We start from the raw sequence: 11,874 nt of genomic DNA on the forward strand, positions 1-11,874 counted from the left end.
GGTATTCTACCCAACAACAACGACAACCGAACTTAGAACACGTCGGTTGTAGTAGCTGTCTGGTGTGGTATTTTTAGTTGTTATTAATGATAACCGATTGAGTTCTCCTTGGAGATAATATGACACTTCTAAATGCCATAATTGAAGTCCTTAGCACCGTCAAGAAACCCCTGCACGTCATTCAGATATATAAGGAAATAATGGATAGGAAACTCTGGCAAACGAATGGAAAGACACCCACCGCAACTATAGGTGCACGCCTATATTCGGATATCAAGAGTAATGGTGATGCATCACAGTTTGTGAAGGTCAAACCACAGGTTTTTGCTATGCGTGAAGATTACGAAGCCGACGAGCAAAACCTGGAAAACAACATGGTCGATAACGAGAATTCAGATGTCGATTCAGTTGCAGAGGAATCCACTAAACACGTTTCTGGCACCTCGAGCATGTCCTTCACCGACTGTGCTGAGAAAGTGCTTGAGGAATTCGGTAGTAAAAACCCAATGCACTACAAAGACATCACATCAAAGGCGTTAGAAAAAGGTTGGTTAGTTACTAAAGGGAAAACGCCTGAAGCGTCGATGTATGCCCAGGTAATCACGGAGATAAAGCGTCGACAGAGTCGAGGGGAATCTCCAAGGTTTGTACAGCATGGACGTGGTTATGTCGGCTTGAGCCAATGGCAGGCAAGAGGGCTATCATTTCAGATTCAACAGTACAATGAAAAAGTACGGAAGACGCTGAGAGAACGGTTGCTCGGTATGAAACCCAAGGAATTTGAAGAGTTGATTTCGCAGTTGCTTCCGGAAATGGGGTTTGTCGAAGTGGAGGTAACCAAAACTGGGGGTGATGGTGGTATTGATGTACGTGGAATCCTAGTTGTTGGCGATGTAGTTCGAATGAAGCTAGCTGTTCAGGTCAAGCGTTGGAAACATAACGTACAGGCTCCAGTTGTTCAACAAGTCAGAGGCAGTTTAGGTGTCCACGAACAAGGATTAATCATAACAACCAGTGACTTCAGCGCAGGGGCAGTAAAAGAAGCTGCCCAAAGTGACAAAACTCCAATTGCCCTTATGAATGGTAAACAGTTGGTACTACTCCTAATGGAGCATGGGATAGGTGTACATCGTTTATCTCCCAATTTGTACGAGATTGATGAGAACACTCTGAATCAGGATTAAAAGTAAGGACGTCATTCCAGTGAATACAATTTCGGATGTATCCAGCACCCGCCCCTGCTGGTTCGTAGGCGCAAGTTACAACAGGTCCGAAGATCAAACCGACCGGTTCCTCCAGGATGGAATCTGGGAGAACGATTTCGACGACGATCATCCGTTTGTCGCGATGACTAAGACCATGCAGACTGGTGACCGTATTGCGATAAAGGCAACCTACGTTCGTAGAAAGGGGTTGCCATTTGAAAATAACGGTCGGCCTGTATCTGTGATGGCAATCAAAGCCATTGGTACGATTGTGGAGAATGTCGGCAACGGCCATACCGTCAAGGTCGACTGGACGCCAGTCGATCCCATACGTGAATGGTACCTAAACACCTATATAAGAACGGTTTGGAAGGTCACACCGGGAAGCGACTGGTACTCCGATGCCTTGATTGGATTCGCATTCGAGAATGCTAAACAGGACATCGATCGGTTCTTGAAGGTCGACTACTGGGGGAAGAGATACAAGGGATACGCTTGGACAGATTTCTACGAGGCTTTCGCGAATAAGTTGCTCGCATATAAAGACAGGCGCACCGATCTGATCAATAGGATACATGCCGTTGCTACCAAAGAAAACTCAATGTACCTGGTGCAGGATCAGTATGCTAATGGCACGTCTGGACCTTTAAGAGACATATGCCCGTTTACGATCATGGGTATGTTCAACAGGGGAATAACGAATTCCAATAGGTATATCGTTGCTACAGAACTGGCTAACCAACTGGGCGTGCCTGAGACGATACCGGATGATAAATTCGAAGGCATCCCCGTAGTACACAATCAAAGTTCGTGGTTTTTTAACTACGAAAAAGATAGGAATCCAGACGATATTGATGTCTTATGGGATGTATTCTCCTGTGCAATCTCCTTTTCAGATTCGGAAGATTCCAATTCGCGTTCTGCATTCCTCTCCGCCTATGACTCCGCATTAAAGGTATCTAATGTTGGTTGGAAACTATCATTTGGTCTGTATTGGATTCGGCCCTGGTCTTTTCCTTCCCTCGACAATCTGGCCAGGGACTACATAGAAAATGATCTTGATACTGAAATCGGTCATAACGGCCCCAAAAACCGTTGCAACGCGAACGACTATCTGAATGTCCGAGACTCTTTAGAAACAAGGTTCAAGGAAGAGAACTACCCTATCAATTCTTTTCCGCACCTCGGCTATGAGATCTGGAAGCGTAAAGTCGCCCCTCCTTCACCGCCACCACCTCTACCTCCACCACCTCCACCTTTGCCTGAATACACGTTGGACGACATAGTAAAGGACGGTTGCTTCATCGATAGAAGCAAACTGAAGACTATGATTGAAAGTCTAAGTAAGAAGAAAAACTTGATCCTTCAGGGTCCGCCAGGAACCGGAAAGACCTGGCTTGCTAAAAAACTGGCGTTTGTCCTTATTGGCCGTCAAGACGACAGTAAGATAAAGCCGGTACAGTTCCATCCCAATCTCTCCTACGAGGATTTCGTTCGCGGGTGGCGGCCATCAGGAGATGGCAAACTCACTCTGGTGGATGGCCCTTTCGTCGTCCTGCGGAATGAGGCAGAGAATGACCCAGACACGAAGTATGTGATGGTTATAGAAGAAATCAACAGGGGTAATCCGGCCCAGATTTTCGGAGAGATGTTGACCCTACTGGAAGCAGACAAAAGAACTCCCAGCGAAGCCTTGGAGCTTGTTTATAAAAGGGATTCCAACGAAAAGTTTCATATACCTGAAAACGTTTATGTTATTGGTACGATGAACATTGCGGATCGCTCCCTTGCTCTTGTAGACTTGGCCCTTCGCCGCCGTTTTGCGTTTGTCGACCTTGAGCCCAGCCTTGGCGAGCCATGGCGGAAGTGGGTCCATTCGCAGTTTGGCATTGACATGAATACACTTAGGGACATTGAGAATCGTATTGTTGATCTGAATCAAACAATCAAAGAAGACGCCACTCTAGGCCCACAGTACCGTGTAGGCCACAGCTTTGTCACACCTCAACAGAATACCCCGATTGACGATGGGAGAGATTGGTTTCGGCAAGCAGTCGACACAGAAATCGCGCGCCTTCTTGACGAATACTGGTACGACGACCTTGAAAAGTCTAACTCGGCAAAAAAGAAACTGTTGGAGGGGTTTTAGTGGTTAGTGGCGCAATCGACGGCACATTAGGTAACTCATCTGAAAGCATTGGCCACATTGGACGGATTCCCATACGTAATCTGTGGCTACTCATGCTTTATGCCTCGGATCTTGTCAGGCAACTCGATACGTCAGAAAAGCGCTCTTTTGAAGATAATCCCGATGACCTTCCAGATCTCATTGCCGAGATCCTCGTGCTTGCGGTCGAGCGTCGGTTAAAACGCAATCTGAGTTATGGTTACCAGTATCGACATGAAGTACTCGGACGAGTTCGCGGACGCATAGACCTTCTTTACACAGAGAGTCATCAGTTGCTGCAACGGGGAATGGTTGCTTGCCGATTTGACGAGTTGACTGTCGACACGCCAAGGAACAGATACGTACGCTCCGCACTCGAGATGATATCCAAGATAGTGCGAAGTATGGAACTCGCGCATCGTTGCCGATCCCTGGCTGTAAGTCTAAGGCGACTGGGAGTCGTTGGAGAACGACCTGGGCGAGAGGAGACTTCTATTGAACGATTCGGCCGGCATGATTCAACAGACCGCAAGATGGTGTCTGCTGCCCGTCTCGCGTTCGAAATGGCCATTCCGACCGAGGCGGCTGGTCTAAGTCACCTCCCCATACCCGACCGCGATGAATATTGGATACGCAAACTCTATGAAAAGGGTGTTGCTGGCTTTTATGATCTAGTGCTAACTGATCAGGGTTGGAAGGTGGACTCCGGTAAAACAATTCGTTGGCCTAAGGGGATGCGAAGTTCAAGAGTCGATGAGATACTCCCCTCTATGCAGACCGACATCGTGTTAGATAATGTCGATGAATGTCGTCGAATCGTGATCGACACGAAATTTAACTCGGTTTTATCGAAGGGTTGGTATAGAAATGATGGTATACGAAGCGGATACATGTACCAGATTTACGCCTATTTGAGATCTCAGGAAAAAGATGGAGAGCCAATAAGTTTCAAAGCAGAAGGGATGTTTCTCCATCCGTCGGTGGGAGAGATGTTCAATGAATGGGTAGATATTCAGGGTCATCGGATCCACTTTAAAACCGTTGATCTTGCGGCTGACACACAGACCATCAGATCGCAACTGTTGAATGCTATTCAGGTATAAGTTTAATTGTCTGGCGATGTTGAATCCCAAGGTGTGGTTATACATCCCAAATAGGAGTTACATTACGAACAGTAAACCAAACGATGACGTTGGCGAAGACAATCCCCCAGCCAACCTGGCATCGGCGATCCGTGCCCGTTTTGCACCATTGGGTGGCGTTGATCTGGAGATCCCACCACGCGAGCCCATGCGCGATCCGCCTGACTTTGAGTGTGACGATAGGTCAATGCTTAACGAGTCCCGTTCCAACTAAAACCGGTAAATGCGCACCGCTTAAGATATAACATACAAAGGACAACCCATGACTCCCATCGCCCTGGGATCGCAACGTGAACTTTTTGTAGATCCCTACCTGATCGACAGTCTTTCCGGTGCACGCTTGCACCTGCACGAACCCGTCCGAAAGGAGACGGTCTTCCGGGTAGTCGAACCCCTGGAGAACGCCTGCACGGGATGCTACAACCTGGTACAGGTGGACGGAAAGATCCTGGTGTACTACCGCGGCTATCACCCCACGGGGAAGCACGAGGATCTGCCCGAGGGTTGGGCGCAGACGCAGACGACGAACCTGCTGGTCAGCGACGACGGCATCCATTTCGAGCGGCCCGGCCTGGGCCTGGTGGAGGCGGAGGGATCCACGGACAACAATATCCTCATCCGTGGCGCCCAGGCGCACAATTTCTGCGTCTTTCTGGACGGCAATCCGTCCGCGCCGCCCGAACAGCGTTTCAAGGCCATCGGCGGCGAGGGCAGGAACAGGCTGTTCGGGTTTACTTCTCCCGATGGGCTCGTCTGGGAATCCATCGTGGACGGTCCCCTCAAGATAGAGGGCGCCTTCGATTCGGTGAACGTGCCCATGTGGGACGACTATGTGGGTTGCTACCGCATCTTCAGCCGCTACTTCGAACAGACCGGGGAGGACGGCGTCGGGGTCCGTGCCATACAGAGCTGCACCTCGGATGATTTCATCCACTGGACCACGCCCGAGCATCACGTGTACGACGAAGGCGTTCCGTTCGAGCATTTCTACACCAACGCCACTACGCTCTGCCCCGGGGCGGAACACATCCTGCTGTCTTTTCCCATGCGGTTCGTGCCGGAACGGACGAAGGATACGGAGGGCATGGTTTACCCGGGCGGCGGGATCTCCGACGCGGTGTTCATGTCAAGCCGGGACGGCGTCCAGTGGGACCGTACGTTCATGGACGCCTGGCTGCGGGCGGGCCTGGACCAGCGAAACTGGACCCATCGCAACCAGACGCCGGCCGCGGGGATCATTCCGACCGCGCCGGACGAATGGTCCATGTACGTCGCCGAGCACTACGGCTGGAACACCAACGCCGTGCGTCGGGTGACCGTCCGCCCCCACGGCTTCGCCTCGGTACGGGCGGGTTACCACGGCGGGGAGCTCCTCACGAAGCCGGTGACCTTCACCGGATCGACATTGTTTATCAACTACTCGACGTCGGCCGTGGGCAGCGTGTCCGTGGAGATCCAGGACGCGGAGGGCCGTCCCCTGGATGGATTCACCGCGGGGGACATGGAACCGCTGTTCGGCGACGATCTCGACGCCCCGATCGCGTGGAAAGAGGGCGCTGGACAGGGCGGCGCACAGGGCGGTGGCCTTGGTGGCTCGGGCGACCCGGGCGGCCGCCAGTCCAACCTGTCCCGCCTGAACGGCACGCCGGTTCGTCTGCGCTTCGTGCTGAAGGACGCGGACCTGTTTTCCATCCGGTTTGGGGATTCCTGACGGGACGTCACTTCTGGCTGGGACCCAGCGACTTCCAGTTCGCCCTAACCCGCCTGAATCGGTTTTCCGCGAAGCTTCCGGTAGATGGCCGGGGCCATGGAGATGGTGATGAGCAAGGCGAGGGCGATGGCCAGGTTGGTCAGGGCCGAGGTGCGCAGAGCGGCGCGCGTCACCTCGTCGAGTGCGGCGCCGGCCAGGTAGACCTGCATCAGCGACGCCGCGGTATAGGCGTAGATGAAGGTGCCCGGGGTGATCCCGATCATCGTCGCCAGCGCGAAGTGGAGCTTGCGTAGACCGGAGAGTCCGGCGGCGAAGTTCAGCACGTTGAAGGGGATGACCGGGATCAGCCGGAGCTGGAGCATGCGTAGGAACCCCTTTTTTCGGAGTCGACGGTCGATCCGGTCAATGGGCCCTTTTATGTAGCGGGATACGAAATCGCGGCCCAGGTACCGGGCCAGGTCGAAGGCGAGGTTGGCGCCGATGTTCGCGCCGATCATGACGTACAGCGCGCCCTCCAGCGCACCGAAGGTGAAACCCGCGAAGAAGGTCAGGATCACCATCGGCACGCCCAGCACGGTGAGGAGGACATAGACGCCGATGAACACCAGGGGCGCCCACCAGAATCCCTCGATCGACTCGAAGAATCCCTCCATTACCACGGGCTGGAGATAGTTGCCCAGGGGCGTGAAGCTGTAGGCCAGAAAGCCGGACAAGGCGATCGCGAGCAGGATGACCGGCTTGACGAACTGTCGCTTCTGGCCGGTGGCCTCGACGACTCCCTCGCCTGTGTCCTCGACAGCGGCTTCGCCGGTACCCTCGACTGTTCCCTCGCCGGGGTCTAACTGCGACACGGCGCGTATGGTTTTTTCATGGGTTTATGAATCCGTGCGCTTATTCCGCAGGCTGTTCGTTGATGCCCCAGTCGTAGTGCAGGTAATCCACGTCCACGTCCCTGCGATTCAGCAGCGCGCGGGCCGCGTCATCGGGCACGTAGGGGGCGATGTAATCCAGGACTTCCCGCTGGTTCTTCCCGAAGTCGTCCTTGTACCAATCCATGATCGGCGAAAGCCAGACGGTATTGTCCTCCGGATCGGCTCGGAACTTACTGGGATCGGCGAAAAAGACAAGGGTATTCGCCTTCATCTGCCGCTGCACGTCATCCTCGGTAAACGCTTCGGTCATGAGCGGCGGGCATCCTATGGAGGCGCACACAAGGGCGAAATGGACCAGGGGCTCGTCCATCTTGCGCAGGATGTTGTGCTCGATGTCATCCAGCGAGTATTCCCTGCCCTGGATCTCGATCTTGTAATCCTTCCAGATGCTGTATCCGAGCAGACTGACATGATCCCTGATGCTGCTGGTGGGATAGAAGTGCAGCATCCCGCGGATCGTGAGCGCATTGTAGGTGTTGATCCAGTAGGCGAAGACCTCGTTCCGATCCTTCAGCCCGGCGGGGTCGACGCCCTTGATCATCTCCAGGTAGCCGTCCAGCGTGCCCACGTCGCGGGCCTTCCAGGTCCGGTAGTCGATCATGCCCCGGTCGTCGACGTACTTCTTCAGCAGACCGTCGTACACGGAGTGATCCACCATACCACCTCCCTGCGCTTCGGCCATTCCAGTATACAGGACTGCCGTCAGCGCAACAGTCATCAGGGTACTCCATTTTCCTGTACGCATTGCTCGTTTGCGCATCTGTCTTTTACACATCGCTCGTGTCCCCTATTTCCCTTGCCCCGCATGGGGTTTCCTGCTATATTTCATTGAAATCCGCAAACGTTTCACGCACCGGATTCACCCTTCCCAGGCGGTAAACAACCATGGAAACGAAATCCCGCGCCAGCATTATCTACGTCCTCGCCGCGATCCTGATACTGGCCGGACTGATCTCCGCCATAGTGGGCGAAATGAGATCGCCTGAAGTGGCCGTCGTGTATGATGCGGATGGCGCCGTATCTTCGAATCCCTACTCGGTCGACCTGGATATTACCCTGGCGGACCTCGACGAGAACGAAGTGACCATCGGCAAGCTGGAAGCGGTACGTATCGTCAACTTCTGGGCCACCTGGTGCGGTCCATGTGTCGCCGAGATACCCGAATTTCAGGCCTTCCATGAAGAATACGGCGACAAGGGAGTCAAGGTCATCGGCATCGCCCTCGACGAACAAGGCGCTGAAATCGTGCAGCCCTTCGTCGAGGAACACAACATGACCTACTTGACACTCATCGACACCGCAGGGAAATCTGCCTCGAATTTCGGCGGCGTCTACGCCATCCCGACCACCTTCATCATTGACCGGGACGGGATGGTACACAAGAAACACGTTGGCCTGATGTCCTACGAGAACCTGGAATCCGCCGTGCTTCCCCTGCTGGCGAACTAGGTCGCAAACGGCCGCGTCGCGCCGTGCAGTCTCCCGAGCGTCTCCGCCAGGTTACGTCCCAATCCCTCCACTGACGCCTGGCGCTTCTCGTCTTTCAATTGCCCGTCTTCCGTGAACGCGCCGTGCGCGCCCGGTAGCGCCAGTTGATCCGGCAGGACCATCACGTGGATGTTGCTCAGGATCGATCGCACGTGCACGAGTCCGCGGAGACCGCCCAACGACCCCGGCGACGCGCTCATCAGCGCGGCCGTCTTGTTACGGAAGACCGCCAGCCTCTCCTCGCCCGGCGCGGGCCTCGATGCCCAGTCGATTGTGTTCTTCAGGAGGGGCGTGATCGAACTGTTGTATTCCGGCGCGGCGATCAGCAGGCCCTGGCTGGCCATCATCAGCGCTTTGAATCGGACCGCGTTAACCGGCAGCCCATCCCGTTCTTCCAGGTCGCCGTCATACAGCGGCATGGGATAGTCCCGCAGGTCGACCAGGTCGACTTCGGCCCCGGCTTCCTCCGCGCCGCGCGCCGCGATACCGACCAGTTTCCGGTTGAAAGACCCGGTCCGCGCACTGCCCGCAAACGCGAGTATCCTGGGTACATAAGCCATAATGAATAGTCGCGTTTCGGGCCCCGAAAGTCAAGGGCGGATTGAACGCCCGGCGGCAGTGCTCCCATCGGCCGTTACACCCCATCCCGCAAGGCCTTATCCAGCCGGTTTCGCGAAAGAGAAACACCTTGACGCAAGGGCCTGGCATGGCTATCGTTCAACATCGTAAATGCACCGGCCGGAAGCCGACCGCTCGCCCCAAAATCCAATCCCGCCCATGCCCCGATCCAAAGGAACGCTGACGCCCGCCATGGCGCAATACGCCCGGATGAAGGATCGGCACAAGGATGCGATTCTCTTCTTCCGCATGGGGGATTTCTACGAGACCTTCGACGACGACGCCAGGCTGGTCTCCCGCGTCCTGGGCATCACGCTGACCGCCCGCAATTCCGGCACCGGCGGCGCGGAGAAAACGCCGCTGGCCGGCGTGCCCTACCACGCGGTGGAGAAGTACATCGCCGAACTCGTGGGATCGGGATACAAGGTGGCCGTCTGCGAACAGGTCGAAGACCCGAAGAAGGCCCGCGGCGTGGTCAAGCGGGACGTGGTGGAAGTCGTCACGCCGGGGACGACCATGCTGGCGCAGACCCTCGATCCCGGCGAGAACAACTACATGGTCGCCCTCGCCTTCGACGAGGACGCCCGCGGCCTGGCCTTTCTGGACCTGTCCACGGGCGAGTTCCGGACCGCGGAACTGAGCGAGGACGACCTGCTCAGCGAGTTGAGCCGCCTCGACCCCGCCGAGGCGATCGTGTCCTACGACCGGGCGGAGCAGGCCGAGGCCCTCCTCAAGCCCCGTTTTCCCGACATCGCGATCAGCCGTCTCGAGGAGTGGGCCTTTGACTTCGACCAGGCGCACCAGGCCCTGCTCGATCACTTCGAGGTGCTTACGCTCAAGGGCTTCGGCTGTGACGAAATGAGCGCCGGCGTCTGCGCGGCGGGCGGCATGCTGGTCTACCTGCGGGAGACCCAGAAGAACCGGCTGGCCCACCTGAAGACGATGGCGCGCCATGACGTCGCCGACGCGATGCTCATGGATTCGGCGACGCAGCGCAACCTGGAGCTGATCACCTCGCTGCGGGACGGCGGCCGCGAGGGGACGCTCCTTTCCGTAATGGACCGGACCTACACGCCCATGGGCGCCCGTTTCATGCGCCAGGCCATCACCCGGCCGATGGTCTCCGCCGAAGCCGTCGTGGCCCGCCAGGATGCGGTGGGCGAACTCCACGGTGAACACGGCGCGCGGGACGAATTCGCCAGCCTGCTCAAGTCCATGGGGGACATGGAACGGCTGGCCGCCCGGGTCGGGTCGGAGCGCGCCAACGCCCGCGACCTGATCGCGCTGAAGGCCGCCCTGCACGTGATCCCGGTCATCAAGGAAAAGCTCGCGGACCTGGAGGCCGGGTTGTCCGCCGACCTCCGGGACGGACTTCAGGAGCTCAGGCCCCTGGCGGATAAACTCGAGCGGGCCCTGGTGGACGATCCGCCCCTCTCGCTGACGGAGGGCGGGCTCATCCGCGCAGGGTACAACGAGGAACTCGACGACCTGCGGGTGATCAGTTCGGGCGGAAAGCGCTGGATCGCCGAACTGCAGCAGAAGGAGCGCGAACGTACCGGGATCCAGTCCCTCAAGGTGGACTACAACCGCGTCTTCGGCTACTACATCGAGGTCACGAAACCGAACCTGCACCGGCTGGAAGGCGAGTACATCCGCAAGCAGACCATGCGCAACGCGGAGCGGTTCATCACGCCGGAACTGAAGGAGTACGAAGAGAAGATCCTGGGCGCCGAGGAGAAGATCGGCGAACTGGAATACGCGCTTTTCCTCGAACTGCGGGAGGAAGTGGCCGCGAGCCTGGGCGAGATCCAGGGCAACGCCCGGGCGATCGCACAGCTGGACTTTCTGACCTCACTGGCGGAACTGGCCGTACAGAACGACTACGTGGCCCCGGAAATCGTGGACGGTCCGGTCCTGGAAATCGACGACGGCCGCCACCCGGTCGTGGAGCAGCTGCTGCAGGGCGAGGCCTTCGTGCCCAACGATACCCAGCTCGACACCCGGACGAAACAGATCGCCCTGATTACCGGGCCGAACATGGCCGGCAAGAGCACCTACCTCCGGCAGGTGGGCCTCATCGTCCTCATGGCCCAGATCGGTTCCTTCGTCCCGGCGCGCTCCGCGAAGATCGGCATCGTGGACCGGATCTTCACCCGCGTGGGCGCCTCCGACAACCTGGCCCGGGGCGAGAGCACCTTCCTCGTCGAGATGAACGAGACCGCGAACATCCTCAACAACGCGACGCCGAACAGCCTCGTCCTTCTCGACGAGATCGGCCGGGGCACGAGCACCTTCGACGGCCTGAGCATCGCCTGGGCGGTCACGGAATTTCTCCACAACACGCCGGAACGGGCGGCCAAGACCCTCTTCGCCACGCACTATCACGAATTGATCGAACTGGCGTCGAGCCTCGACCGCATCGCCAACTACAACGTGGCCATCCGGGAGCAGGAAGACCAGATCGTTTTCCTGCGGAAGGTGATGCCCGGCGGGAGCGACCGGAGCTACGGGATCCAGGTGGCGCGCATGGCCGGTCTGCCGCGCAGCGTGGTCGAACGGGCCCGGATCATCCTGGCCGACCTGGAGGGCGAGGATCTGTCTCCGGACCGCG

General features: G+C 56.8%; 10 protein-coding genes. 7 read left to right on the forward strand and 3 right to left on the reverse strand.

Features of this window, described 5'->3' with window-relative positions:
• Positions 1–119 precede the first annotated feature (119 nt).
• The 5 genes from F4Z81_09450 to F4Z81_09470 all read left to right on the forward strand — a co-directional run bounded on the left by F4Z81_09450 (position 120) and on the right by F4Z81_09470 (position 6,225).
• Complete coding sequence (locus F4Z81_09450) at positions 120–1,184, forward strand: restriction endonuclease (GenBank protein MXW05276.1); 1,065 nt, start codon at positions 120–122, stop codon at positions 1,182–1,184.
• Positions 1,185–1,806: 622 nt separating this feature from the next.
• On the forward strand, positions 1,807–3,354 hold the full coding sequence (locus tag F4Z81_09455; protein ID MXW05277.1) for an AAA domain-containing protein: 1,548 nt from the start codon (positions 1,807–1,809) through the stop codon (positions 3,352–3,354).
• A 92-nt stretch (positions 3,355–3,446) separates the two neighbouring features.
• Positions 3,447–4,475, forward strand: coding sequence for a 5-methylcytosine-specific restriction endonuclease system specificity protein McrC (mcrC, locus tag F4Z81_09460; protein MXW05278.1), 1,029 nt, complete (start codon positions 3,447–3,449; stop codon positions 4,473–4,475).
• Between the two features lie 61 nt (positions 4,476–4,536).
• On the forward strand, positions 4,537–4,728 hold the full coding sequence (locus F4Z81_09465; GenBank protein MXW05279.1) for a hypothetical protein: 192 nt from the start codon (positions 4,537–4,539) through the stop codon (positions 4,726–4,728).
• Between the two features lie 48 nt (positions 4,729–4,776).
• Positions 4,777–6,225, forward strand: a complete 1,449-nt coding sequence (locus tag F4Z81_09470; GenBank protein ID MXW05280.1) for a glycoside hydrolase family 32 protein — start codon at positions 4,777–4,779, stop codon at positions 6,223–6,225.
• 44 nt (positions 6,226–6,269) lie between these two features.
• Here F4Z81_09470 and F4Z81_09475 read toward each other — a convergent pair whose 3' ends face one another.
• Both F4Z81_09475 and F4Z81_09480 read right to left on the reverse strand, forming a co-directional pair.
• A complete protein-coding gene (locus F4Z81_09475; GenBank protein MXW05281.1) occupies positions 6,270–7,076 on the reverse strand; it encodes a TVP38/TMEM64 family protein in 807 nt (268 codons plus the stop codon).
• A 40-nt stretch (positions 7,077–7,116) separates the two neighbouring features.
• On the reverse strand, positions 7,117–7,932 hold the full coding sequence (locus F4Z81_09480; protein ID MXW05282.1) for a DUF547 domain-containing protein: 816 nt from the start codon (positions 7,930–7,932) through the stop codon (positions 7,117–7,119).
• A gap of 110 nt (positions 7,933–8,042) precedes the next feature.
• On the opposite strand from F4Z81_09480, the gene F4Z81_09485 reads away from it, so the two are divergent.
• Positions 8,043–8,606 carry a TlpA family protein disulfide reductase gene (locus F4Z81_09485; protein MXW05283.1) on the forward strand — a complete coding sequence of 188 codons (564 nt, stop codon included), beginning with the start codon at positions 8,043–8,045 and terminating at the stop codon, positions 8,604–8,606.
• Here the strand turns inward: F4Z81_09485 and F4Z81_09490 are convergent.
• Positions 8,603–9,205 (reverse strand): NAD(P)H-dependent oxidoreductase, encoded by a 603-nt coding sequence (locus F4Z81_09490; GenBank protein MXW05284.1) that lies wholly within the window; start codon positions 9,203–9,205, stop codon positions 8,603–8,605. The two genes, F4Z81_09485 and F4Z81_09490, sit on opposite strands and share 4 nt — an antisense overlap.
• Positions 9,206–9,374: 169 nt before the next feature.
• Between F4Z81_09490 and mutS the strand changes: the two genes are divergently transcribed.
• Positions 9,375–11,874 (forward strand): DNA mismatch repair protein MutS (mutS, locus tag F4Z81_09495; GenBank protein MXW05285.1); only part of this gene is annotated, 2,500 nt, incomplete at its 3' end.

The organism is Gemmatimonadota bacterium (assembly GCA_009835325.1).
Classification (GTDB): Bacteria; JAAXHH01; JAAXHH01; order JAAXHH01; family JAAXHH01; genus JAAXHH01.